Source organism: Burkholderia sp. JKS000303 (genome assembly GCF_002563755.1).
Lineage (GTDB): Bacteria > Pseudomonadota > Gammaproteobacteria > Burkholderiales > Burkholderiaceae > Burkholderia > Burkholderia anthina_B.
Genome location: NZ_PDBZ01000005.1, coordinates 86869 through 109267, shown reverse-complemented (window position 1 = coordinate 109267; position 22399 = coordinate 86869). Strand labels below are relative to the sequence as shown.

Genomic DNA, 22399 nt, shown 5'->3' with positions numbered 1-22399 from the left:
CTGTGGGGTACTGCGGTTGTCGGGTTACTGCGGGGTGATACGAAGCGCGGCGCAGACGCGGCGCAGGTGAAGCGCCTGCGTGATCGCGTCGTCGCGCGCGTTGTGGTGAACGCCGAAGCGCTCGACCGGAATGCCACCGACGCCGGCCAGGTTGCAGATCGTCCGGTGGCAGCGCTCCTTGCTCCAGCGCCACGGGATTTCCTTGCCACACGCCTTGTAAGCGGCCGCGAGAATGCCCATGTCGAAACGCGCCGAGTTGCCCCAGATGCGCATCGGTCGGCTGTTCCACCAGTCGGTGAACGCATCGAGCGCGAGCGGCAGCGACACGGCGCGCGGATCGCGAAACACCGCCTGCGCGGCCGGCTCCTGCTCCATCCACCAGTTCAGCGTGCCGGCGTCGACGCGAAGCCCGACAGAAAGGCAGGACTCCAAAGTAATTGCCTGATAAAAATCGTCGGCGCATGTGAGCGCGCTGTCCGGGCCGAAGTCGAACGCGCACGCGCCGATCGACAGGATCGGGCAGAACGGTTCGGTGCCGAGCGTTTCCAGATCGACCATTGCGTCGGTCGGCTCGGCGGTTGTAGGTGCATTCATGCTGCAGTCTCCTTGGGGGTGGGAAGTCCGTACATCGCGTTCTGGCGCTTGCCTTGCTGCTGACTGGTCAGGTGGAATCCATTGCAGATCGGGCAGCGGTAGACCCAGAGCGCACTTACTTGGCCGAGGGTGACATAGTGAGCACCCGCAGCGCGCGCCGTCAATTCGTCCGGATACCTGTTCTTGTGCGCACACATGCGTTGGATCACCTGCACCGTCCGGCCGTGATACCTGGCCGGCGCGGTCATCACTTTTCTCCGGTCGCTTTCCGGATGCGCATGCACCGCTCGCGGAAGATGTTCAGCCCCGGCGGCGCGGCGCCGTCCGAGTTGTCCATATAGTCCTTGACGTGCTTGCTCGACACGCGCCGCTCGAAGAACAGGAACGGGTTTGCCTGCGCGCGCAGGAACGTCTCGAACGCCGTGTCGTCGGCGATGCTGATCTTCTGCGTCTCGGCCGCGTAGGTCGTGCCGTACTCGGTGCGGAAGCCTTCCACACCTTCGCGGTCGGCCGCCGCGAGCAGGTGGTTCTCGACCGTCTCCATGATCGCCTTGAACTGCGCGTCCTGCGCATCGAACACCTTCGTCGCGGCGGCCTTCGTCTCGCGCGTCTTGACGTAAAGCTTGACCAGCTTGTCGACCGGCATATCGGCGAGTGAAGCCAGGAACGTCGCCAGTTGGTTGTTGTCCATCATGCACCTCCGATTGAGTTCGTCACTCCATACTGAGCAGGAGTCCGAATTGTTTCAAGCCAACTAAGATTCGAGTGCCTTGCGATACAGCGCGAGAATCGACTCCTGAGTCTGCGCGCGGTTCTCGACCATCGAGTAAATGCCTTGCTCCATCGTGTTGGCCACGATGCGCAGGATGGTCATCTTGCGGGTCTGGCCGGGCCGGTTGATGCGGTCCATCACCTGCAACGTTTCCTCGTTGCTGTAGATCGGCGCGTAGAACACGACCATGTCCGCCTGCGTCATGTTCAGTCCGTGAGCCATCACCTTCGGGTGACAGATCAGCTCGGTCAACGAGTCGTCGTCGCGGAAGTCCTGGAAGATCAGGTTGCGCTTGGTCGGTGTCACGTCGCCGTTGACCACTTCCACGCGCCGGCCGTCGCCGCGATGGTCATGCCACGTCTGCACCTCGGCGCGCAGCGTGTCCACGATGCCCTTGAACGGCACGATGACCAGCACCTTGGCCGACGCTTCCTCGATGCACTCCAGCAGCACGCGCAGGCGCGGCGCATGGTCGAGCGTGAGGTACTGCTCGGTCTGCGTGTCCTTGACCGCGCCGCAGAGGATCTGGCGCAGCTTCGACAGCTTGTCGCCGGCGTTCGCCGCGGTGATCTGGATCTGGCTCGCTTCCGCGACCAGGTGCGCCTTCATCTGCTTGTACGCGGTAGCTTGCTCGGGCGACAGCTCGCATGCGCGGTTGCTGTACGTCACCGGCGGCAGCGACAGGCACTCCGACTTCTTGAAGCGGATTGCCGGCTGCATCGCGTTGAATGCGATCTCGTGGCTGCCGGGCTTCGGTACCCACTTGTACGTGGATACCTGGTTCATCGTCATCCGCTTGAACTGCGTGAAATACGGCGGCACGCGCGTCGGGTCGACGAGTCGCGCGAGCCCCCACGCATCGGTCGGATCGTTGGGGCAGGGCGTGCCGGTCAGTAGCCACAGCTTCTTGCCGCGCGCGGTTTTCTCCAGCGTCTTGTACGCTGCCGTCTGCGAGTTCCGGTACGCGCTCGCTTCGTCGACGATGATCAAGTCGATGTCGGCTCGCCGGATGATGTCGGGCGACAGGATCTTCAGCCCGTCGTGGTTGACGATGTAGAAGTCGACCTGCTTGGCCAGCAGCTCGCGGCGCTTGTCGGCGGACGCGTGCAGGACGAGGGCAGTGCGGTGCATCGCCACGTCGAAGATTTCGTTCAGCCACACCTGCTCCAGCGTCGACAGCTTGGCCGCGATCAGCACGCGCTTCACCTTGCCGATCGCCATCAGGTAATCGGCCGCCCAGATCGCGCTCGCCGTCTTGCTGGTGCCCTGTTCGTTAAGCACGAAGCAGCGCGGATGCAGCGTCAAGAAGTCGACGGTCGCGTACTGGTGATCGAAGATGCTGGCGAAGCGAGCCGGGCGCGGAAAGTCGTAGAAGTACCGCACGGGCGACGGAACCTTGACGCCCATGTTGCGCAGCACCTTCACGACGTCGACCGTGTGCGGCAGCGCGAGGTTGTGCGCCTGGTAGTCGATCAGCCGATGGTGCGACGGGAAGATCTGCCGCAGCATCGCCAGCGTCTCCGGCTTCGCACGCAGCAGCACCGATTTGCTCGGGGTGTGGACGATCATGATTTAGTAGGAGTTCTAACTATCAAGCGCCACGAAAATCGGGCGCGAGAAGGATTTCCAGATAGCACTTCAGCCGCAGCAGGCTCTCGTCGTCCGACACGACGAACACGAACGCGCCGGCGGCGCGCGCCTCGCCCATCGTGATCTGCTGCCGCGCGGTGGGGCGCTTGCCTTCCGCTTTCGTCTCGATCGTGAAGTAGTAGCCGCCTGCGCACGCGTTGCAGTCGAGCGTCGGCGAGCCTTCACCGCGCAGTACCGGCCAATGCTGGTACACGTTGAACGCCTTCAGCAGCAGCTTCACCTTCGCCTTGATTTTTCCCTCGGGGGTAGCGCTCATCGCCGCGGCCCCTTCGTCCAGTACTCGCACGTCGATACCGGGCAATGCTTCCGGCACAATCCCGACGGCTTCGGCGGGAAAATGCCGGCGTCGAACGCAGCCTTGTAACTCTGCAGCCGCGGCAGCAACGTCGCCCACAGCTGCGGGATCTGATGCCGGTGGAACGTCTCGCGATCCTTCGCCGACTCGTCGAACCCGTGCTGCACCCAGTGGAACGCCGTATGCACGGTCTGAATCTCCGGGTGGTGATAGAACACCAGCAGCGCGAAGATGATCAGCTGCTGCATGTCCTTCTTCCGGTTCTTGCCCGTCTTGTGGTCGTCCACACGCGCGACGGTACCGTCGAGGTTCAGCACGTCGATGATGCCGCGCATCCACACGTTGTCGCCCAGGAACTCGCACGGGCGCAGCTGCAGGTCGAGCGCGTATTCCTGCTCGGCGAGCGTCACGCCGGGGCGGCAGATGAACTGCGCGAGATACCCGGAATAGGGCTGCATCTCCTTCGACAGCGTCGACTGAGACAGCCCACCACAGTTCGCACGGATGAACGTCTCCGCGGCCTTGTGGAACTGGTCGCCCCACAGGGACGCCGGGTTCTTCTGGTCCTGGTAGTTGCGCAGCACCTTCACTTCCTCGTACTGGCGCGGGCAGGTGTCGAAGCCGATCAGCGACGAATGGCTCCAGGGTAGGGGCTTCATTTGACGCATACCCCCACGTGCACAATTGCCCAACCTACGATTTGGCCGAGGACGTAGACCGTGCTCATGATCCCGATGGCGTAGGCCACGCCAATGCAAGCGTTCTTCATTTCATGCTCCCGTCCGGCTTGCGCGGAAAGCTGCGGTTTGCGTGCGCTGACTTCACGCGCAGGTTGCCGCGCGCCGTCTCGGCGCCGCCCTTCGACAGCGGCTTCTTGTGGTCGACGTCCTTGCCGTCGCCTTTCTTGACCATGCCGAGATTCAGCATTTCCCGGCGGGCGCGGTTGCGCGCCGCGCGCTTCGGCTTCTCGCCGCGCGCGTCCGACGTCTCTTTCTCGCGCCTGTAATCTCTGACGTATCCCTTCGGGCTCGGCATCTTAGTTCCCCTTCAAAAACTCCGGCGCATCAGCGGTCAGATACCAGTCCGCTTTCAGCTTCGCCGGGTCGAATCCTATGTTGGTAAAGGTGCTGTACCTCCCGCGCAGCACAGCCACCTGAGTCTCCTTGTTCCAGTCGACCACCTCGTAGGCGAGGGCGGGATCGGTTCGACTGACCACGTAACACTTCACGCTTCGACGACGGCTTCGGGCTCGTCGACCTTCACGACCTTGTAGCCGTACTTCTGCAACACGTCCTCGGTAATTACCCGTTCGAACGGAACGCCTGTGTCTCCTAGCAATTCCGCGCGCATTGTTTGCTTGTCGAGCTTCAAAATCTTGAACCGCAGCCCGACAGCTTTTGTCGATTCCAAATACCATTGGGTCGCCATTTGTTATCCCCGGCTTGAGTCGTCATTTCGCAACCCGCGCCGGCCCGACGAAAGGCCGGCGCGGTGTCCCCTAAATCAGCGCTGCAGTTTTTTACAGGTGCGATCGCGCTTCGCTGATCAGCTGGTGAAACTCGTGCGCTACGTCACTGCCCCACTTGGCTGCCGTGGCTTCCATGCGATCGAAGATGCTGTGCAGCGCATCAGCGGTCGGAGATGCGACGGGGGCCGGGGCGGCGTCCGTGGCCTGAGTTGCGGCGGCCGCTACAGCGTCTGCTGCAGCCTGCTGTGCGGCCGCTTGCTCGGCCTGGAGCTGGGATTGATCGGCAGTGAGCTGCTGCTCGGCTGCCTGTTCGGCCTGCTGCGCGGCAGCGACTGCGGCCTGATCGGCGTCGATTTGACTCTGATCCATTGTGGACTCCTAACTATCTCTGGGATAAAAAAGCTGGCTACTCGGCCAGGGTGCGTCTCGCGGCGGCGATTTCTTTGCGCGCCGCGTTCAACGAAGCGATGTTTTCCCGGCTAACTTCTTGTCCGGAAATGACTTTCGCTTTCGCAATTTCATAAAACGCGGCGGTAATGGCGAGTATATTCGCGAGCGCCGCGTTTTCAATTCCGCAATCCGAATTCAGGGTTTCCACGGTTCCTCCTGTCTGATGTGGGGTCACTTCTTGGCCTTGCCGTAGCGCTGGTGGAACCCGACTTCGCCGTTCAGCGGCAGGTCAGGCGCCCACGCCGGCGCTACGCGCAGGTGGGCGAGCAACCGCTCGGCGCCCCACGGTGCCTCGAACGCATGCATCACGAACCCGCCTTCGTCGTGCGACGAGATGGCCCACTTCGAATAGACCTGCTCGGCGCGGCACTCCTTCACGAATGCAAGGCACTGGCCGAACACGATGATCCGTGCGAGACACTGCACGATGTTCTCGATCACCTTGGCGCCATAGATGTTCTCGCGGGCCTTGCCGTTCCAGAACGTCCACTCGCCGCGCACCTTGCCATACACCTTGACGGGGTTGCCGTTCTCGTCCAGCTCCGGCTCGAACTTCAGCTCCGGGTACAGGATCTTCATCCCGTTGGGCATCAGCAGTCCGTCCTTGCACGTTTTGACCACGCCGCGGAAGTCCACATTGATGCCGATCTCGCCGGCCGCGATCGCGCGCAGCGCGTCGTCACCGCGCGCCCACAGCTTCTTCACCTGCGGGTGCGAGCCGCGGTAGATGTCGCACACCTCCTGCGCGAACTTCGGCTCGATGATCAGCGGGCGGCCGTCCTTGTCCTTGGCCTCGCGTCGCACGGAGATCGCGAACTGGCCGGCGCCCATGCCGAAGCCGAACGCCAGCTTCACGCGCTTGCCCATCTGCCGCTCGTCCGGGTCGTTCGCCTTCACGATCGGCCGCTTGTACACCTTCTCGGCCATCACGCAGTAGATGTCCGGGCCGCGCTTGGCGTCGTACGCGCGGTACGCCGCGACCATGTCCTCCTGGCCCGCGAGCCAGTCGAGCACGCGCGCTTCGACGTTGGACGAGTCGCCGACCACGATCATGTGGCCGTCGGGCGCCACGATCGAGTTGCGGATGTCGCTGCCGCGCTTCATCGACTGAAAGTTCGTCTTGTCGCCGCCGGACAGCCGGTGCGTGCCGCTGGCGCCCGAGTACTTGTAGTAGACGGTGGCCGGCCCGCGCGAGCCCATGCCGATCAATCGCTCGGCGCTACGCTCCATCAGCGTGGTCTTGTTCTTCAGCCGCGCCTCGACCAGAATCTGCACTTCCTCGTCCGGGTGCTCCTGCAGCTCCTGCATGCCAGGGTCGGTCTTGGCGAACGCGTAGACCAGCGGCGGGGGCATCGTGCGCTCGGCCGGCGGCTTCTTCAGCCACGCCGGGCTGATCTTCGTCGGCGGCTGCACGCCCAGCCATTCCAGCGCGGCGGCGAACTTGTCGTTGCTCATCAAGTCGTCCACCTGCACGCCGGCGCGCATCAGCAGCGTGACCTTCTCGGCGCGGATGTGATCCGCGTAGTTGCGCAGCGTGTCGGCGTCCAGCTGCAGCACCGGCTCGGTGAACATCCGGATCACCTGGTCGTGGATCTCCAGTTCCTCGCGGTTGAACTGCGTCACCATCCGCATGAACAGCTCGTACGTCTGCTCGATGTCGTTGCAGCTGTACGCACCGTACCGGCGCAGACCGTCCGGCGTGAAGTCGCGATACCGCATGCCGCGGACGTTGTGCACCTCGTCGCCCTTGTCGGGCAGGCCGTAGCGCTTGCACAGCTTCGCAAGCGCCAGGCCGCCGTTCGCGCCATGCAGCGCGCGAGCCATGCCGAGCGTGTCGAAGATCATCGCCGGCCGGATGCCGTAATGCTGGTTCAGGATCAGGCCGTCGAAGTGGGCGTGGTGGAAGTAGACGCCGTTGCGGTCGATACGGTGATCCCGTAAAGCCTCACCTATCTGCGGCCGCGGCACCCAGAACGCCGGTTCCGCGTTCCGCTTGACGGCAACCAGGACCGATTCGAACCTCGGGTCGCGGACGTATTCCTCCGTCGTCAGCTTCGACAACGTGTAGTCGTCGCCATAAAACGTCTCGAAGTCAAGGCCGTAAATGTCCATGATTTTTATCCCTCCCTGCAGAGGTTTTCTATGGCCTTCCACGCGCCGCGCATGACGTCCGACGTGTAGCCGGTTTCAGCGTGTGCCTCGGCGATCGCGAGCATCAGCACGTAAAGCGACGCACCTTCCTTGTGCTGCGTCATCACGCAGTCGTAGCCCATGCGGTAGCAGCGCCGCCGGGCAAGCTGGGTGGAAAGCCACGAAAACATTACAGATTCTCCTGATTGCAGATGTCCTCAAGCGCTTTCCACGACCCCCGCACTTCATCCGGCCACTTGCCATATGCGTCCAGGTTGGCGACCGTGATGAATATCGCGCCAGTACGGACGCCGCGATGATGTGCTTCCATCACTTTGTCGTAGCCGACTTGAAACGGGGTCCGCGTTTGCTTGCGCCGGGGAAGCCACGAAAACATTACAGATTCTCCTGGTTGAACTGATACCAGGTGCCGCGCAGGTTGTACGTCGCGACGGCCACCCGGATCTTCTGCAGGAACTCATCCATATCGAACGGTGGCCGCGTCAGCTCGTCGGTGTACTGCACTGCCGTCACGATCAGCCACAGGTTCTTCACGGCAACGACGAGGGGACTACTGTTCCAGCCGCGGATCTCCATGTGCGGCAGGTACTCGGGGTACGCGTCGAACTCGGAGCGGATGATGCCGAGCATCGTCTCGAAATCGTCGACGATCACCGACCCGTCCGCTCCGACCAACCCGATCCGGAACATCTCACCGAACCCGAACTGTCTGATGAACGGCAGCTCGGGCGGATGAAGCCATTGCTTCGCGGTCGCCTTGACCATGTATTCAGCCAGTCGCATCGCTACCTCCGTCGAGATCGCCGAGGTTCGCTGCCAGCTCCTTCAGCGCGCGGAACGCATCGACAGGCGGGTGCACGTTGGTCGCGTGCATCGCGCCGCCGTTGTTGAACACGACCAGCATGAACGGCATCTTCTTGCCAGTCGTGTCGAAGATCGCGCGATCGAGGCCGCCGACCATGCCGGGCAGTGCGTCGAGCAGGGCAGCGGTTTCGGGCGGTTGTTCAGCGGGGAGGGGTTGGGTCGCTTCGGACATGGTAGGACTCCTAAGTATTACCAGGTTAAAAACAGCCGCCGATACTTGCAAGGCGGCTGCGGACTTACTTCGGCACGTAAAGCGTGGCGATCATCTCGTCACTGCCGGGCAGGTAGATGTCGACGCCGAGCTGTTCATCGGACAGGCCGTGCTGCTTCAACTCCGTAACAATTCGCGACATTGATACGTCAAGCGAATCAATCGTGACCATGACGCCGCCGGCAGGGTCCGGCTTGATCTCGATCTTCTGTTTCGAGCGAAGGTTTGCCCCGACGTGATCGCCGAGCTGCACCATCCGCGACTCCATGCGCCGCGTGCGGTCAAGGAGTTCCTTGCACATCGCGAGCAATTCAGCGTTCACATCAGACATGATCGTCTCCAGATTTTTCCCAAACGGCACAGCTTACTACGGTCACGGAGGCGATCGGTCAGGGGCGAGCGCCCGGTAGAATTCGCGCAGGTTATGGTCGGCAAAGTCATCCCAGCCCGCAGTCCGGCCGCGCACGATGAGGAACGCCGGGCTCGCCGGCAAGTGCACAACATTTCCAGCATGCCGCGATACCACGTACGAGTCGATGTACATAATGCGGTCGCCGTTCAGCATGGCGATCCGGTGGATATACTGGTTCTCTACTACCTGTATCGGCTCCCAGCCGAGAAGGACGAAGTGCGAGATCAGCGCGTCACGGTCGTAGATCATGGTTCGCCTCCAGGTATCGAACGAACGCTTCGAGGTAGTAGTACCCAAGCTTGCCCCAGTCGCAGCGTTTGCTTGGCGGATCGGTTCCGTACTCCATCACCATTGCGTCCGGCGCGGGCACTCCGGCGCCTCGTAACCAGAGCACTCGACCCACACCGCCGATCCCGCGCCCCCAATGCGGTTGGTCCGGATACCAAACAGCGTGCCATCCGAGCAGCGACAGGTGCGCGATGTACTGGTCGCGCGTCCAGCGCTCAGCGTTCATCTTCACACTCCAGCAGCTCGGCGGCCAGTTTGCGCAACAGCGGGCGAGGAAGCTGGTCGAGGGACACCAGTGGAAAGGTAGACTGCATCGGTTCCATCTTGAACACTTCGACCTTGGCCTGTCCAGCGTTCCACCATGCCTCATGCCCGCGAATCCAGATGGACCACTCGGCATTCTCGCGGGCGCCTTTACCTTCCCAGTCTTGCCGCCAGCCCAGGAATCCCAGCAACGTCAGGTGCGCAACGAGCACATCATCAGGCGGCAGCATTCGATATCTCCATCGCCCTGGCGGCACACTTCCAGAACGCGGCCTCACCGATCTGGGCCGTCTCGAAGTCGTCTTTCTGGTGTGGGGACTGCGTTGCATCATCGAGGATACCTACCCATACATCGTACCCATCACCGCGTAGGCCGGGGAACGGCCTGCTGTAGTACTTTCCTTCCATCCCGATGAAGTATCCCTGCCTCCACCCCAGCAGCGCGAGCGTTGCCTCCATTGCTGTCCTGTCCATGTCGTCACTCCCGTTCCATCAGGCCCAAGTCGGCCATGAATGCGACCAGCATGTCGTCGGTGATCTCGCTCCACGGTTCGGCTCGGTCCTGCTCGGTGCCTTTGCATACGCCGCGCACGGTAACGCGCCGGCCGAGGGCGGGGTCAATCACCCCACTCAAAAAGTGATACGCACCCGACGGATGGGCGATCCCGAGATACGGCAGGCGCAACGGGAAGTATTCGAGCAGCACCAGGTGCGAGATCATCGCCTCGCGCGGCATGTCAGCGCTCATTGCTCTGCTCCAAGGCGTAGGGTGCCAGCTGACGAAAGACAGTGTCGGGCATGTCTGAGAAAGGCCGCGCCTCGCGCACATTGGTAGCCGGGCGATACACGGTCACTCCATCTTTGAAATCGAACGACACTAGATCCTCACCGCGGCACAAGTTCCAGTCGATAGCGTTTCTAACCGGCCACTGATCAACCACACACTGCCACCCCAGCAACGCCAGGGTGGCTTCCATCGCTGCGCGGTCCATGTCATGCCTCGACGTCGCACATATCAAACCCATAAATGTGAACCGCGACATACTCCTGCGGGTTACGCTGGAATCGGCACGTCTGCAGATCCTGGATGACGCCTTCGGCAATCGCCTGGCCATGCGCCCAGACGATGAGGCTCGTCACGGTAGGGGTAAGCTGACTATGATTGACGGACTTCAGATTCACTTTGATGAGGGTGGTAAGGGCGTCGCCCACCGTCGTGCGCGGGCACACGAAGAATATGGGGCGGACGCCAACCAACTTCAGCTCAACGAGCATGCGGTCAGGCTTCGACATAGATCGTCTCGCCGAACGGCGCCGTGCCGTGATCCATGATGTTCGCCCAGATCACCGGGTGAGCCGGGCCTTCGGCCGGAAACGTACCCATCAGGTCGGTCAGCACGATCGACACGGCCGGCTCGACGCCGTCGTCCTCCAGTTGGCGGAACAACCCGGCGAACGACGTGCCGCCACCACCGCGCGGCCGCAGCTTCACGTCCAGTTCTCCCGCCTCGATCTGGTCGCCGGGGTAGACGCGCGTGTCGAAGTAGTAGACGTGCACCTTCTGCGGCTTGGCTTCGGACAGGATCGCGTTCAGGTGCCCGGCGAAGTTCGACTGCTGCGCCTTGTCGTAGCAGCTGCCCGACGTGTCGATGAACACGGCCACCTCGCCGAGCGAATCGTTCTGGTGCATCGGCGAGAAGCAGCCGTGCGTGCGCAGCGTGCGACGGTTCAGCCTCGCCCAGTTGTACTCGCTCGACGACAGCGCCTGCATGAAGCGGTGCAGGTGGTTGAACCACGGCTCGCGCGCAGGCTTGTACACCTCGACCACGCCCGCCTCGATGCCGGCGGGCAGGGTGCCCATCGCTCGGGCGTTCGCCGTCGCGCGCTCGACCAGCGCCTTGACTTCCTGCTCATACTTCTCGACTTCCTCGGCGCCGCCGTCGACGTCGTGGATATCCTGCCACCCCTCGGGCAGCGAGATGCCGGCCTGCGCCATGCCGCCCTTGGCGTCGACCTGCTTCTGCAGGTCGGCATACACCGACTCGGTCAGCCAGCCGTGATACTTCGCGTCGTACAACCAGCCCTGCGGGATGTCGAACCCGTTCTCCTTCAGCAGGGCATTGACGACGAAGTCGGCGGCGATATTCCACAGCATCGGATCGCGCGCGCCGCGCCGCGTGCAGTGCAGTAGCACCTTGTGAATCAGCTCATGCAGGACGACCAGCACCTGATAGTCGAGCGGCTTGCTGCCGAAGAACTCGCGGTTCAGGAACAGCGTGCGGCCGTCGGTCGCCGCCGTCGGCACATCGGTTGCCTCGCGCACGGTCAGCGAGTAGGCCACTTCGGTCCAGAAGCTCAGTTCGCGCCGCAGCGTGATGCGCACGAAGGCGGCCGCGGCCAGGTTGGTTTCTTCCACTTTCATTCTCCTTGGATTGCTTGTTGCAGCAGCTCGTCGGACATGGCGTCCCATGCGCCATCGGGCAGGTAGTCCCACTCGACACGCTCGTACATCCGCGGGTCGGCTGCCATCGCCCCGCGCCAACGCAGCAAATCTATGTTGATGGTTGCTCCCCATGCGTTGTACGCAAACCCAGGGCGCCGGAAGCTCACTGTGTTGGTAGGCGGCAGCCAATACGGCACCATCCCAGCCAGCGCCAGCGTTACAGCTTTCGGGTGCATGTCAGGCTCCTTCGATCGCGCGTTGCAGCAGTTCGTCAGGCAGGGCGTCCCATACCGAACAGGGGACTGCGCTCCAGTCGATCGGTTCGTACTCGGAAGGCTGGGGCGCGCGGTTATATTCCCAGCAGTCGCTGTATATCAGCCCATATGCGAACGCCTCATACGGCGTTCGCATCACGCGTACGAACGCTCCCCGTGACTTGAACCTGAACGGTTCGAAGCCTGCGAGCATCAACGTCACGGCTTTAGGGTGCATGGCGGCTCCTGCCCAGGGAGATCAGCGTGCCGCAAAGGACAAAGTACGGCGCGGCCCAGATGAACACGAGCCCGATGAAGTCGTCCCTGACGATGCCGGCCGCGGCACACGCTATCGCCAGCAGGAAACAGAGCTTGGCCATTTCAATCTCCTTTCGAGACAGATGGTTGTTGCGACCAGCTGTCCGTGATGACGAGGTGCCACTCGCAGCCGCACATCAGGCTCGCGCTCGGGTTAACCACGCCCATCCCGCGAAGGAGCGCGACCGGCAATCCTCCGCGCATGCCGATAAGCATGCCGCCAAGCTCGTAGTGGGCAACCGCAGCGTCGAGGGGGATCGGATCCACAGCAATCTCGACCCACCCTGCGGTGCCCCACCGCAGGCGTCGTGTCGCGCCCACGATCACTTCCCGGCGAGCAAGCGGTTCAGCTCGGGATCGCTGACCCACTTCACATACGTGCCGCCGCGCTGGTAGTCGAAGCCCTTGCGCCGCACGATGTTCTTCAGGATGACCGTCTGGAACTCGTACGGCAGGCGTTGGCCGAACGTGTGCACTTGCGGCATCTGATCCTCGGTGCAGCGCAGCGCGACCATCATCGCCATCATGTAGCGCTCGGCCATGCCCTTGGGCAGCTCGACGCCGGCCGGGTCTTTCATCACCTCGTCGACGCTCGCGATCGTGCCGGCGATCGCCTTGTGCGTGTGGTACGCGGTGCCCACGCCGACGCCCAGGTTGCCGATGCACTCGGCCAGCGTGACGGGCGACGACAGCTCGTCAGCCGCGTATTCCTTGCGGCTGATGCGTTCCCAGGCCCGCATGTTCGACCAGATCCCGCGCTTGCCTTCTTCGCTCATCCGGTCGGATGCGTCGCCGCCCGCCTGCTTGCGCCGCTCGCGCGCCGACTGCGTGGTTTCGAACACGTCGTCGTAGTTGTCGATCAGATGCGCGTTGTCCTTGAAGAACGTTTGCACGAACGGATGCCATGCGTGCTTGGCGGCGAACTCGATGTTGTCGTTCGGCTCGACGTACACGTCGAGATGCTCGAAGCGCGACAGGAACGCGCGGCCCTGCTGCTGCACGCCGGACTTGTCTTCGATCCGGTTGCCGTCGGCGATCACGATGACGCCGTCGGGCTTGCGCAGCGAGCCGGACATGTCCTCGCCGTTGATGTACTTCTGCAGCAGCTTGGCGGTGGCCGGGTCGGCGTTCGGCAGCTCGCCGAAGAACACGATGCCCTTCGCGTCGGCGTCGACGTAGGCGTTCGGCAGCGCCTCGTTGTTGTACAGCCGCAGCGTGCCGCGCTCGTAGTCCGGTGCGCTCGCCACGATGTCCATCGGCGACATCGTCGGCGCGTAGAACGCCCACACCTTGAAGCCTTCGATACGCTTCTTCATCTGCTCGGCGAACTCGTTGATGATCGTCGTCTTACCGATCGCCGGCTTACCGGCCATGAACGTGTTCGTGCGGGCGATGTAGTTGCGGACGAGAACAGGGGGCAGTTCACGGAGTCGAATTGACATGATTAATTCTCCTAACCAGTTAGCCAAAATTAAAAAATTCACCGTGCAGTTCGGCAGCGGCACGGCAATACGCTGCATATGCTTCTTCGGGCGAATCAAAATACCCAAGTTTCTTACGCTTGCTGTGCGCGGATATTTCCGCACACCATTTTCGTTTTGCAGTGTAGTAGCTGACCCCCTTATACCCACTGGTATTGTTGCGTGGTCGCCGACTGTTCCACATGTTTTGCGCATCAGTGGCAGGACGCAGATTGTTGCGCTGGTTGTTCAGGCCGTCTCCATCGCGATGATCTACTTTCGTTGGGTCGCCGCGATGTAGCCCAAGGATTCGCCTGTGCATCAGTTCGCATCTGCCTCGACCATCTTCGCGCCACGTACGCATCGCATACAGCCACTGTCCAGCCCGCAGCACTGACCACTTGAATTGCGCTACATCCTCATAGTCCGCATCGTCTACCACCGCGACGTAGCCTTGAGAAAGTAGCAGGGTTTTCATCTGGTCTCCTAACAAGTGAGTCGTCATTGGTGACGACGATTACAGTGTGATCCTACGCGGTAATACTCTCAATGAAACGGTGCAGCAGATCGGGGCGAATCACGTCCCACTTACGGTCGGGTATATCGGACCAGTCACATCGGTGATATCGCTCCGGTATAAGCACGGTCTGGCGCTCCCAATCCCCGCGATATGACAAATAGAAAAGTCCTGACAAGTTCCGCTCTGGAGCGCGTGCCAGCGCCGCATGTAACGCGCCTCCCTCGAAGCTATAAAACTGGCATCCGTGCAGCGCCAGCAACGCAGCGGTCGGGTGCACGTCACACCTCCATCAGATCGGCGACCAGCGCAGCGTCCGATTTTGCGCGCGTGACCGTAGTCTTTTCCTCCTGCTCGACCATGTCGCGGAACTTGTCGGCGAGCGCACGGGCTTCGGTGATCGCCGCCGCGCGCACGGCTTCGTCCTTGCGCAGGTCGACCGGGCTGTACGTGGCGAGCGAGCGCGCCTCGTCGCACAGCTGCGCCAGCTTCGGGTCGTTGGTCAGGTTGAGAGCGGGCATCACAGCGACCAGTTCGGCGATGTTGCCGACCAGCGAGTCGTTGAACTTCTTGACCGTCTTGTCGCCGTAGCATTCGAGCGTCGACGCCATCTTCGACACCACGCCGTGCAGGCGCTTGTATGCCTCGGCCATCGCATCGGCGATGCGCTGCTCGGTCGCGCTCGTTGCCTCGCCGATCAGGCGATCGACCTCGGACTGGTCGACACCCTCCACGATGCGGAAGTCGTCAGCGGTGGGTAGCGGCATCACGTCGAGCGAGAAGCGGAACTTGGCGCGCACCTCCTGCTCGCCGGGGTAGTCACTCGGGTTGAACAGGTGCGCGAGCCGGAACTGCGCCTCGGCCACGGCCTGCTGATACTTGACCAGCAGCGCGTCGACCAGCAGGTAGCCCTGCGTGATGCGGTCGCCCGACTCGGCGATGAAGTCCATGTGCCGGGCCACGTTGCCCACGCGCCAGCCGCTGTCGTCCCAGGGTGCGGTGTTCGTGTAGATGAACGTGCGATAGCTGTTCGCCCACTTCTGCACGTCGTCCAGCTCGGTGCAGTCGGGCAACAGATCCTTGTGCACGCGGGCGCTGCCGTCGGTGGCGCCGGCATCCTGCGTAACCTTCTGGCTCTGGGCCTTGTCCAGGCGCTTGGCCGTCCAGATGGACAGGCTCGGCCGGTAGAGTAGAACGGAGTTGCGGAGTGACATGGTCGTCTCCTTGTAACGTGTTGGTTGATGGGTCACGCCGGCCAGCCGGGTTGCGGGTCCATCTTCCAGGTGAACGCTGCCCACGCGTGCTCAGTTTCCATGCTGCAGAACCGGCGGTTGTCGACCGTCCTGTCCATCGGCAGCTGACGCACCGCGCAGAAGTGTTCGAACTGACATTGCGTGCTGTGCGCGACGTCTGCGTTGTAGCTGTCGTTGACGGTGCAGTTGGTGCCTTGGCATTCCATGATGTGCTCCTTGTAACGTGTGGACAGGTGGTCAGATCAACCGGGTGTCTGGGTCTTACGCTTCAGCGGCGCGCAGCACCGATGCCACGCGCGCCTCGCCGTGCCGTGCGATCAGCTTCGTCAGCTCGGCTTCGCCTGCCACCTTGGCGTCGTTCAGCGCGGCCAGCATGCCGTTGACTGTCAGCGAGCAGACCTTGCTGCCGCTCGCGCGATGCGTGACGGACCCGACGTGCTCGTGCGGCAATTTCGTCACGACGAAGCGGTACTGCACGCCTTGGGTGTAGTGCGCGAACGTTGCGAGCTGTTCAGCTTCGAGCGTGCGCTTGCCATCTGCGTCGGCAACCATGAACGTGGCCATTGCGTTTCTCCTAGCAAGTTGTGGACAGGTGGTTGTCCTGACCGGGTGTCACGCCGACCATTCGCGGCATTCGGTTACTTCACGGGCCGGAATGGCGGCGACGGCACGGTTCCGCTGGATCGGGCCGAGTGCCGCGAACTGCTCGCGCGCTTTCTGTTCGGCCTCGTCTTTATTTGCCGCGTCGACGAACAGCTCGTACTCAACCAATTCCTCCAGACACACGCGATACTTCGGCATCGCCTTCTCCTAACAAGTTGTACATCGGAGTACTTAGTATCGGCGTGCCGCCGATTACTCTCAATCCGTCACGACCACGTGCACTGTGTATTCGGTGCGGCAGCCGAGTATCCGCTTGGGTAGCGGCTCGTCAGCGCGCAGGTAGCGCAGCGTCGGCCATCCGCCCCTCGGCCCGCGCGGGCCTGACAGGACGAGCATGTGATCCTCGCCGAGCAGCGCACGTGTCGACTCCACGATATCGCGCGGCACGGGCTCGACCTGAAACGTCAGCTTCCGCCGTTCACGATACGGCTCGCAATACTTGGTCGGGTGGCGCGGGACCACCCATGCGGTATGCGTGTTCATTGGTCAGATTCCTGTAGCGGGCGCGGTTGTTAGGCCGGCTTGTACTGTTCGCGCAGCACTGGTACTGGTTTTTGCCCGCACGTTGGCGGGCTGTGCCATCCCGTTTGGTGTTTCCAACCGAAATACCAATAGCCGACCGACGCACCACATCGCGCACATACGTACTTAGACGGTTCGCGGTTCATCGTCTTTCTCCTGTAGCGGGGGCGGTTGTTAGGCGTCGGCCACGTAGCGCCAGAGAACCATCAGGTTTTCGATTTCGCTGGTCATCTGGTCGTATGTGTCGCGGTTCGGGCCGCTGTACGGAATGCGGCCATCCTTGCGCAGCAGCTTCAAACGTTCATCACGAAGGAATCGGATGCGGTCGTGCAGTTCGTCGGCCGTCTTGCCGTTCGTGTCCATTTCGACGTGCTGAGTCACGGTCTTTCTCCTATAGCGCGAGCGGTTGGTCGATCTGCGATCAAGACTCCGCGTAAATGCGAAGCTGGCGCACTTGCTGCGACAGGGCGTCAATCACGTTCTGCTGGGAAACGGCGGAAATTATCATGTCCATCGCCACCAATACCTCAAGCGTGATGCGCAGTTCGCTTACCTGCGTTTCGAGACAGTCAATTACCGCGTGGATTTGTGCAAAGTTCATGGTCTTTCTCCTTCGTGTGGTGGTCAGGCCGGCACCTCGGGCACGAACTCGCCCGCCTTGGTGAACCGGTAGTCGTTGGCCTCGATGCAGTCGATGCAGGCTTCGTCGGACGTGCGCCACTCGTAGTCGGCCTGCATGCGGGCCAGCATCCATGCGGCGGCGGCTTTCACGGCGACGAGCAGCAACTGGATCAGCGTTTTTCCGTCGCAGGGCACGTCATCGCCATAGTCCACGTCGATCACGAAACGCTGGCCCGTATGCCCGATACCAGCCGTCGCGAGCGGCCACTGCAGCAAGATCGCCGTGAATTGCGATGCCACCCGATGCAACGCATCATCCTGCGGCGCGTAGGCGAGCAGTCCGGCGACGTCCATATCCGCCACGCGCCAGCCACCACAGAACGCGACGTAGTCGTCATTGCCGCCGACCGAATACTCGACGGCCGGCCGGCCCTTGCGATCGTTGTCCACGTCGATGCCCAGGAACTGCAGGCAGGTCAGGCAGTCGTCGATCACGTCGGCCGGGCTGTAGTCGTTGGCCTCGGCCTCGCGCATCCACGCAATGGCTCGCTCGCGGGCTGCCGGATCCAGCTCGGACAGGCTATGCGGTTCCATCGTTATCTCCTAACAAGTTATGGACAGATGGTAGGTGCGACCTGATCTCCACCTTCAGATGATCCGCACCTTGAGCGCGCCAGCGCGGATCAGGGCGCCAGCGGCTTTTTGTGCGGCGCGCAGCGTCCAGTGCGGCACACTGTGTTGCTCGCCGGTCTTGGCATCGCGGTACAGGACGACATAGTTCTGGGTTTGCATGGCTTTCTCCTAACAAGTTGTAGACAAGTGGTCAGGACAACCGATTGTCCTAACCCAGGCAAAGCGCGGTTATATCCGCGAGCACTTGCCGGTAACACGAAGCGCAAGATTCCACCGTGCGCTTGCCGTCGAGCATGTAGACGGTGCGCATCTCCACGTCATCGCGAAGCGTGCTGCAGCGAGTGCATAGGGTGAATACGCGCACCGTCATCGGGCGATTGCGGAACCGGTCGGTTGCATTGGTCATGATGAGGACTCCTGATGACTGCTAGATCACAGTGTCGGATTGATCGAAGGTTCAAGCAACCGAGCGCGACGAGAATACGAGGTGCCAATGAGAGGGAAAATGCACCGATGAAAAGTCAGGATCCTCCGATGCATCGCCTACCACGTGGACGGCGACTCCGCATGTTCTATCTATCAGTGCGCACTGCCCACCAAGTGCCAAGTGCGCTAACGCTACGTCGCGCGCGCAGGGATGCACGCATATGCAGTATTCAACCGGACGGAAAAGGTCGCGAACGAATACAGAGCCATCGCCAAAGGGCATCACAGGGCCGCCTAGAGGAAAGTAGAGCTGGCTAGAGGAACAACAAGAGGACTGGGCATGCTGCACCTCTAGCGTGAAACCCTTATGCAGCAAGGGATTGCGAGATCACTAGAGGACTAGAGGAAACTTTTCGGTCACTCCCATATATGGGCAATTCCCCCTATGGGTACACGAGAGTTGTTATTTGCGGGCCAACCATTCATTTGGATAACGAGGGTCGCGCGTGACGAGAGATGGGTAAAAAGTTTCCTCTAGTCCTCTAGTAAAAATAATTGAAATAGAAAGAACCCTTGTGGAACAAGGGTTTGCGGGCGGTCGTGGACTAGATGACCATCTAGAGGAACGCTAGAGGAAACTAGAATTTGCCTAGAATTTCCTCTAGTAGCCCCGTTGTGGTTTACTCACGGCCCGATAACCAGGGTGTAGTGGGCAAGTTGGCCCATATCCACCTTGGTTTCCAGCATCACGCACGCGGCGACCGCCGATTCTGCCGACACGCGCAGATAGTCAACGTGCCCATCAACGTATTGCACGAAAAACCGGTAAGACCGTTCCATGATGATTTCTCCAACAATGATTCGCTCAGAAAAAAGGCCCGTGTCGACTCACGGGCCTGACCGTCATGTAACACGTTGCGCGTTACGCGGCCTTCTTCGCCGGTTGCAGCTCGCGGCGCAGTTGATCGGATAGCGCGTTGAGCGTTTTAGCCTGGAGAGCCGTCTTGCGCTCGGCCGCGAGCAGGTGCGTGCATGCGTCTAGCACCGTGAAGATGCCAACACGCGCGACGAACTGCTCGACCGATTCGGACTGCGAAACGGGGTGAACCTGCGTTTCCCCCTTCGGCGCGCCTGCCGACGGCGTCGCGGCTTTCTTCGACGTCTTGACCGCATGTTGTGCAATCGCTTCCGCGATCGGGGCGGACTTGCCCGCGTCAATGGCTGCCTGCTTGGCATCCGCGTAAGCCTTTTGGGCTTGCGGTTCAAGCTCAGCGAGCCGCTGCGCGCGCTTGGTGACGCTCGCAGCATCCATTGACACGGGCAACGCGCCGTACGTCGCGATCACGGCGGCCGCGTAGGGCTTGCGCACCCATTGGTTGTCCGTCAGCCCCTTAGCCTTCGCCAACTCGGCGAGCGCGTCGTGATCGGCGCGGTACTGCGCGAAGGTCGGCATCGTGTCGCCGTAGCGCGAGGTGAGCAACACGCAAAGCTTCGCAGCCATGGTTTGCTCGGCTTTGCGTGCGGCAGCGACGATATCGTACGCGGACTTGTGGAACGGCAGGACTTCAACCGGCGTGGCGATGGACGTATGGACGATCATGATTTTCTCCCAACAAGTAAGCGGATAGAGCGATCCGCGCGCTGTACTGCTCTTTCTCCCAACACGTTTGGAGCGAAACGTTGCCCCGCGACTGCATCTTATGCAATTCACGGATTAACGCAAATACGCGGACAAGCGGTTGAGGCGACCAAACGTCCTGAAAATGCGCGCAAAAGAAAGAATTACTTGCTCCCGGCCGGGGGTACCCAGGGGGATGAGATGGAGGGTGGGCGGGGTCGTCGTCCATGCAATCCCATATAAAATGCGCCGAAAATTAATTGCCCCTATGGGTAAAGAATTTTGCGGGGTTTTTAATTGCCCCTATAGATATTAAATTCCCCCGTAGCACAACCACGAAACTGCGGGCAAATATGCCTACTGCTCATCCCTTTACGGCTGACAGTTTGTAGGATAAAACTAGCCTGCGCGTCGGTGCGCGCGGCACGAGGAACCAGAGAAATTCGGGGGAATAACATGTCCAGGGCAGCTAAAAACATCATAGGAAATAAGTTCGGTCGATTGACGGCGACCAAGCGGGTGGGCTCGTACCACCTTTGCGATTGCGAATGCGGATCAGTTGCAAAGACAGTGCGTACGGACAAGCTGGTGCGGGGAGAGACTAAATCATGTGGCTGCTTACGTCAGGAGCAGAATGCGGATCGGCACGCGGTGGCACTGCAGTCGGTGGGCACGCCAAAACGATTCGCGGCGCTGCGCGAAGCGCTCAAAACTGTGTGGAGTGAAATGCACAGCAAGGGCGAAGTTTCGCCTGAATGGGATAAATTCGATGCCTTCGTTTTCGAGATGGCATCGACCTGGGTGCCGGGGCACGAGCTGCTCAGGATAAACCCCAACGAGCCCTATAAATGTAACAATTGCCGGTGGAAGTCGCCACGAAAGAAAGTCGCGCGACGTGAGGTCGGTTTATCCGTAAAGATGTCGGATGGTAATTTGTGCCCGCTTACGGTATTCGCCGAACAAATTAATATTACGTATCAAAAGGCGTATCGGATATTTAGCCGAATCGCGGCGACTGGGCAGGTGGTCACGGCAAATGACTTTAAAACCAATAATGCCAGTGAAACTACCGATCCGTTTGCGTCGGTTGCCGATCGTTTGTCTATGCCCCCGTCGGCTAGACTTACCGGGTAAATAGAGAGGATTCCGAAGCAATGAAGCCGGGGACGACCGACATCGCCGAGTACGTGTCTAACCTGCCAGCCGATGCGCAGGAGGACACGCTGCGTCGCCTGCTGGAGATGGCAGCGCGCGACCCGGCCCAGATCGGTTTCCCGGCCATGCTGCCGATCGAGCTGGCGATGGGCGAGGTGAAGCCGCGGGAGGTGTGCGAGGCATACGGCATTTCCCGCGATGAATTCGCGCGCATCATCGCGCACCCGGTGTTCATCAAGGCGTACCAGGAAGCCGTGGAAATGCTCCGCGTCGAGGGCATGAGCTTCAAGGTGAAGGCCCGCATGCAGGCCGAGGCTTTCCTCGCCACGTCGTTCTCGATGGTGCAGAACCCGGCGACGAGCGACAGCGTGCGCGCGGACCTGATCAAGTCGACGGTGAAGTGGGCCGGCCTGGACATCAAGGCCGCCGACGCTGACGGCAAACCGAACTTCAACATCGTGCTGAATCTCGGCTGAGGCCGACTTTACCCAAGGAGACTGCAATGCTGCCATACCCCGACCAGCTGAACGCCAATTCCCCCGCGCAGGGCAAAATGGCCGCATCGACCGTGCCGGCCCCCGCGAGCGAGATCGACGCGATGATGTCGCGACTGCTCACTCTGGTTGGCGTGCTCGACGCGCAGCAACAGGAGATCGAGGCGCGGCTTCGCGTGGTGCTTGCCCCGCCGTGCCCGTTGACTTCGGTGCCGGCCGCTGCCGGACCTGAAGCGGCATCCGCTCATGGCGTCGCGCTGTCGGAGCTGGGGTCGCATATCGCAGCCGTCATCGACCGGAACTGCGAACTGCTGAACCGCATGCAGCTCTGATTTTTCGCCCCAAATAATCAGGAATCCTGACCATGCTGCGCATCCTTGACACGGAGAGCGACACCGACGCGATTCTGCTGGGGTGTCTGCTGGCGAAACTCGGCGTGACGGAAGTGATCATCACGGCCGAGGACGAGCTGGTGATGCGCAGCGTGCTGGACAACGGTGCCTTCCGGTGGGTTGTTGGTGCTGACCACGAAGCCGGTTCCGTGACGCTGCGACTGCTGGAGTCCAGCGATATCCCCGCATCCACCGACGCCATCCAGTGACG

At 61.4% G+C, this 22399-nt stretch carries 47 protein-coding genes; 4 read left to right on the top strand and 43 right to left on the bottom strand.

What is annotated here, in order from left to right:
- Positions 1-24: 24 nt before the first annotated feature.
- From BX604_RS36860 to BX604_RS36690, 43 genes are all read right to left on the bottom strand, one after another.
- Entirely contained in the window at positions 25-594 is a 570-nt protein-coding gene (locus BX604_RS36860) for a 3'-5' exonuclease (RefSeq protein ID WP_098556813.1), read from the bottom strand.
- Entirely contained in the window at positions 591-842 is a 252-nt protein-coding gene (locus BX604_RS36855; protein ID WP_143748201.1) for a hypothetical protein, read from the bottom strand. Before BX604_RS36855 ends, BX604_RS36860 begins: the two co-directional genes overlap by 4 nt.
- Entirely contained in the window at positions 842-1285 is a 444-nt protein-coding gene (locus BX604_RS36850; protein ID WP_098556811.1) for a hypothetical protein, read from the bottom strand. The genes BX604_RS36855 and BX604_RS36850 overlap by 1 nt, the downstream gene beginning before the upstream one ends.
- Positions 1286-1348: 63 nt before the next feature.
- On the bottom strand, positions 1349-2935 hold the full coding sequence (locus BX604_RS36845) for an SNF2-related protein (protein ID WP_098556809.1): 1587 nt from the start codon (positions 2933-2935) through the stop codon (positions 1349-1351).
- A 22-nt stretch (positions 2936-2957) separates the two neighbouring features.
- Entirely contained in the window at positions 2958-3272 is a 315-nt protein-coding gene (locus tag BX604_RS36840) for a hypothetical protein (RefSeq protein WP_098556807.1), read from the bottom strand.
- Positions 3269-3970 carry a PD-(D/E)XK nuclease family protein gene (locus tag BX604_RS36835; RefSeq protein WP_179894961.1) on the bottom strand — a complete coding sequence of 234 codons (702 nt, stop codon included), beginning with the start codon at positions 3968-3970 and terminating at the stop codon, positions 3269-3271. The genes BX604_RS36840 and BX604_RS36835 overlap by 4 nt, the downstream gene beginning before the upstream one ends.
- A gap of 106 nt (positions 3971-4076) precedes the next feature.
- Positions 4077-4346 (bottom strand): HNH endonuclease, encoded by a 270-nt coding sequence (locus tag BX604_RS36830; protein WP_098556803.1) that lies wholly within the window; start codon positions 4344-4346, stop codon positions 4077-4079.
- A 1-nt stretch (position 4347) separates the two neighbouring features.
- On the bottom strand, positions 4348-4527 hold the full coding sequence (locus tag BX604_RS36825; RefSeq protein WP_143748200.1) for a hypothetical protein: 180 nt from the start codon (positions 4525-4527) through the stop codon (positions 4348-4350).
- An 8-nt stretch (positions 4528-4535) separates the two neighbouring features.
- A complete protein-coding gene (locus BX604_RS36820) occupies positions 4536-4739 on the bottom strand; it encodes a hypothetical protein (protein ID WP_098556799.1) in 204 nt (67 codons plus the stop codon).
- A gap of 91 nt (positions 4740-4830) precedes the next feature.
- Complete coding sequence (locus tag BX604_RS36815) at positions 4831-5148, bottom strand: hypothetical protein (protein ID WP_098556797.1); 318 nt, start codon at positions 5146-5148, stop codon at positions 4831-4833.
- A gap of 37 nt (positions 5149-5185) precedes the next feature.
- The gene (locus BX604_RS38820; protein ID WP_143748199.1) at positions 5186-5377 is read right to left on the bottom strand and encodes a hypothetical protein; all 192 of its coding nucleotides are present in this window, start codon (positions 5375-5377) and stop codon (positions 5186-5188) included.
- A gap of 23 nt (positions 5378-5400) precedes the next feature.
- A complete protein-coding gene (locus BX604_RS36810) occupies positions 5401-7341 on the bottom strand; it encodes a DNA polymerase (RefSeq protein ID WP_098556795.1) in 1941 nt (646 codons plus the stop codon).
- Positions 7342-7346: 5 nt separating this feature from the next.
- Complete coding sequence (locus tag BX604_RS36805; RefSeq protein ID WP_098556793.1) at positions 7347-7550, bottom strand: hypothetical protein; 204 nt, start codon at positions 7548-7550, stop codon at positions 7347-7349.
- Complete coding sequence (locus BX604_RS36800; RefSeq protein WP_098556791.1) at positions 7550-7756, bottom strand: hypothetical protein; 207 nt, start codon at positions 7754-7756, stop codon at positions 7550-7552. The genes BX604_RS36805 and BX604_RS36800 overlap by 1 nt, the downstream gene beginning before the upstream one ends.
- Positions 7756-8163, bottom strand: coding sequence for a hypothetical protein (locus tag BX604_RS36795; RefSeq protein ID WP_143748198.1), 408 nt, complete (start codon positions 8161-8163; stop codon positions 7756-7758). The genes BX604_RS36800 and BX604_RS36795 overlap by 1 nt, the downstream gene beginning before the upstream one ends.
- On the bottom strand, positions 8150-8416 hold the full coding sequence (locus tag BX604_RS36790) for a hypothetical protein (RefSeq protein ID WP_098556787.1): 267 nt from the start codon (positions 8414-8416) through the stop codon (positions 8150-8152). Before BX604_RS36790 ends, BX604_RS36795 begins: the two co-directional genes overlap by 14 nt.
- A gap of 64 nt (positions 8417-8480) precedes the next feature.
- Positions 8481-8786, bottom strand: a complete 306-nt coding sequence (locus BX604_RS36785) for a hypothetical protein (RefSeq protein WP_143748197.1) — start codon at positions 8784-8786, stop codon at positions 8481-8483.
- A gap of 42 nt (positions 8787-8828) precedes the next feature.
- Positions 8829-9116, bottom strand: a complete 288-nt coding sequence (locus tag BX604_RS36780) for a hypothetical protein (RefSeq protein WP_098556783.1) — start codon at positions 9114-9116, stop codon at positions 8829-8831.
- A complete protein-coding gene (locus BX604_RS38815; RefSeq protein ID WP_143748196.1) occupies positions 9100-9381 on the bottom strand; it encodes a hypothetical protein in 282 nt (93 codons plus the stop codon). Before BX604_RS38815 ends, BX604_RS36780 begins: the two co-directional genes overlap by 17 nt.
- Positions 9371-9649 carry a hypothetical protein gene (locus BX604_RS36775; RefSeq protein WP_098556781.1) on the bottom strand — a complete coding sequence of 93 codons (279 nt, stop codon included), beginning with the start codon at positions 9647-9649 and terminating at the stop codon, positions 9371-9373. The genes BX604_RS38815 and BX604_RS36775 overlap by 11 nt, the downstream gene beginning before the upstream one ends.
- Complete coding sequence (locus BX604_RS36770; RefSeq protein WP_098556779.1) at positions 9636-9893, bottom strand: hypothetical protein; 258 nt, start codon at positions 9891-9893, stop codon at positions 9636-9638. Before BX604_RS36770 ends, BX604_RS36775 begins: the two co-directional genes overlap by 14 nt.
- Positions 9894-9897: 4 nt before the next feature.
- A complete protein-coding gene (locus BX604_RS36765; protein ID WP_098556777.1) occupies positions 9898-10167 on the bottom strand; it encodes a hypothetical protein in 270 nt (89 codons plus the stop codon).
- Positions 10157-10396 carry a hypothetical protein gene (locus tag BX604_RS36760; RefSeq protein ID WP_143748195.1) on the bottom strand — a complete coding sequence of 80 codons (240 nt, stop codon included), beginning with the start codon at positions 10394-10396 and terminating at the stop codon, positions 10157-10159. Before BX604_RS36760 ends, BX604_RS36765 begins: the two co-directional genes overlap by 11 nt.
- 16 nt (positions 10397-10412) lie before the next feature.
- Complete coding sequence (locus BX604_RS36755) at positions 10413-10712, bottom strand: hypothetical protein (RefSeq protein WP_098556771.1); 300 nt, start codon at positions 10710-10712, stop codon at positions 10413-10415.
- Complete coding sequence (locus BX604_RS36750; protein WP_179894960.1) at positions 10699-11835, bottom strand: vWA domain-containing protein; 1137 nt, start codon at positions 11833-11835, stop codon at positions 10699-10701. The genes BX604_RS36755 and BX604_RS36750 overlap by 14 nt, the downstream gene beginning before the upstream one ends.
- 2 nt (positions 11836-11837) lie before the next feature.
- A complete protein-coding gene (locus BX604_RS39295; protein ID WP_179894959.1) occupies positions 11838-12098 on the bottom strand; it encodes a hypothetical protein in 261 nt (86 codons plus the stop codon).
- A gap of 1 nt (position 12099) precedes the next feature.
- Positions 12100-12354, bottom strand: a complete 255-nt coding sequence (locus BX604_RS36745) for a hypothetical protein (RefSeq protein ID WP_098556766.1) — start codon at positions 12352-12354, stop codon at positions 12100-12102.
- Positions 12344-12496, bottom strand: coding sequence for a hypothetical protein (locus tag BX604_RS39290; protein ID WP_179894958.1), 153 nt, complete (start codon positions 12494-12496; stop codon positions 12344-12346). The genes BX604_RS36745 and BX604_RS39290 overlap by 11 nt, the downstream gene beginning before the upstream one ends.
- A gap of 1 nt (position 12497) precedes the next feature.
- On the bottom strand, positions 12498-12701 hold the full coding sequence (locus BX604_RS36740) for a hypothetical protein (protein WP_143748193.1): 204 nt from the start codon (positions 12699-12701) through the stop codon (positions 12498-12500).
- A gap of 56 nt (positions 12702-12757) precedes the next feature.
- On the bottom strand, positions 12758-13876 hold the full coding sequence (locus BX604_RS36735) for an ATP-binding protein (protein ID WP_143748192.1): 1119 nt from the start codon (positions 13874-13876) through the stop codon (positions 12758-12760).
- Positions 13877-13895: 19 nt separating this feature from the next.
- Positions 13896-14372 (bottom strand): AP2 domain-containing protein, encoded by a 477-nt coding sequence (locus BX604_RS36730; RefSeq protein WP_179894957.1) that lies wholly within the window; start codon positions 14370-14372, stop codon positions 13896-13898.
- A gap of 320 nt (positions 14373-14692) precedes the next feature.
- On the bottom strand, positions 14693-15625 hold the full coding sequence (locus BX604_RS36725; RefSeq protein WP_098556758.1) for a hypothetical protein: 933 nt from the start codon (positions 15623-15625) through the stop codon (positions 14693-14695).
- Positions 15626-15657: 32 nt separating this feature from the next.
- A complete protein-coding gene (locus tag BX604_RS36720; RefSeq protein WP_098556756.1) occupies positions 15658-15870 on the bottom strand; it encodes a hypothetical protein in 213 nt (70 codons plus the stop codon).
- A 55-nt stretch (positions 15871-15925) separates the two neighbouring features.
- Entirely contained in the window at positions 15926-16228 is a 303-nt protein-coding gene (locus BX604_RS36715) for a hypothetical protein (RefSeq protein ID WP_098556754.1), read from the bottom strand.
- A gap of 48 nt (positions 16229-16276) precedes the next feature.
- Positions 16277-16465 carry a hypothetical protein gene (locus BX604_RS38810; RefSeq protein ID WP_143748191.1) on the bottom strand — a complete coding sequence of 63 codons (189 nt, stop codon included), beginning with the start codon at positions 16463-16465 and terminating at the stop codon, positions 16277-16279.
- A 60-nt stretch (positions 16466-16525) separates the two neighbouring features.
- Positions 16526-16810: a hypothetical protein gene (locus tag BX604_RS36710; protein WP_098556752.1), complete on the bottom strand. Its 285-nt coding sequence runs from the start codon at positions 16808-16810 to the stop codon at positions 16526-16528.
- A gap of 213 nt (positions 16811-17023) precedes the next feature.
- The gene (locus BX604_RS36705; RefSeq protein ID WP_098556750.1) at positions 17024-17212 is read right to left on the bottom strand and encodes a hypothetical protein; all 189 of its coding nucleotides are present in this window, start codon (positions 17210-17212) and stop codon (positions 17024-17026) included.
- 58 nt (positions 17213-17270) lie between these two features.
- Positions 17271-17450, bottom strand: coding sequence for a hypothetical protein (locus tag BX604_RS36700; protein WP_098556748.1), 180 nt, complete (start codon positions 17448-17450; stop codon positions 17271-17273).
- Positions 17451-17473: 23 nt separating this feature from the next.
- Positions 17474-18004: a hypothetical protein gene (locus BX604_RS36695; protein ID WP_098556746.1), complete on the bottom strand. Its 531-nt coding sequence runs from the start codon at positions 18002-18004 to the stop codon at positions 17474-17476.
- Positions 18005-18118: 114 nt separating this feature from the next.
- Positions 18119-18262, bottom strand: a complete 144-nt coding sequence (locus tag BX604_RS39285; RefSeq protein ID WP_179894956.1) for a hypothetical protein — start codon at positions 18260-18262, stop codon at positions 18119-18121.
- A gap of 49 nt (positions 18263-18311) precedes the next feature.
- Positions 18312-18509 carry a hypothetical protein gene (locus tag BX604_RS38805; protein WP_143748189.1) on the bottom strand — a complete coding sequence of 66 codons (198 nt, stop codon included), beginning with the start codon at positions 18507-18509 and terminating at the stop codon, positions 18312-18314.
- Between the two features lie 704 nt (positions 18510-19213).
- A complete protein-coding gene (locus tag BX604_RS39280; protein ID WP_179894955.1) occupies positions 19214-19369 on the bottom strand; it encodes a hypothetical protein in 156 nt (51 codons plus the stop codon).
- A gap of 82 nt (positions 19370-19451) precedes the next feature.
- Complete coding sequence (locus BX604_RS36690) at positions 19452-20129, bottom strand: hypothetical protein (RefSeq protein WP_098556744.1); 678 nt, start codon at positions 20127-20129, stop codon at positions 19452-19454.
- 474 nt (positions 20130-20603) lie between these two features.
- On the opposite strand from BX604_RS36690, the gene BX604_RS38800 reads away from it, so the two are divergent.
- Genes BX604_RS38800 through BX604_RS36675 form a run of 4 tightly spaced genes read left to right on the top strand, consistent with a single transcriptional unit; the run spans position 20604 to position 22397 of the window.
- The gene (locus BX604_RS38800) at positions 20604-21281 is read left to right on the top strand and encodes a hypothetical protein (RefSeq protein ID WP_143748188.1); all 678 of its coding nucleotides are present in this window, start codon (positions 20604-20606) and stop codon (positions 21279-21281) included.
- Positions 21282-21301: 20 nt separating this feature from the next.
- On the top strand, positions 21302-21778 hold the full coding sequence (locus BX604_RS36685) for a hypothetical protein (protein WP_098556742.1): 477 nt from the start codon (positions 21302-21304) through the stop codon (positions 21776-21778).
- A 26-nt stretch (positions 21779-21804) separates the two neighbouring features.
- Positions 21805-22128 carry a hypothetical protein gene (locus BX604_RS36680; protein WP_143748187.1) on the top strand — a complete coding sequence of 108 codons (324 nt, stop codon included), beginning with the start codon at positions 21805-21807 and terminating at the stop codon, positions 22126-22128.
- 32 nt (positions 22129-22160) lie between these two features.
- Positions 22161-22397, top strand: coding sequence for a hypothetical protein (locus BX604_RS36675; RefSeq protein ID WP_098556734.1), 237 nt, complete (start codon positions 22161-22163; stop codon positions 22395-22397).
- Positions 22398-22399 lie beyond the last annotated feature (2 nt).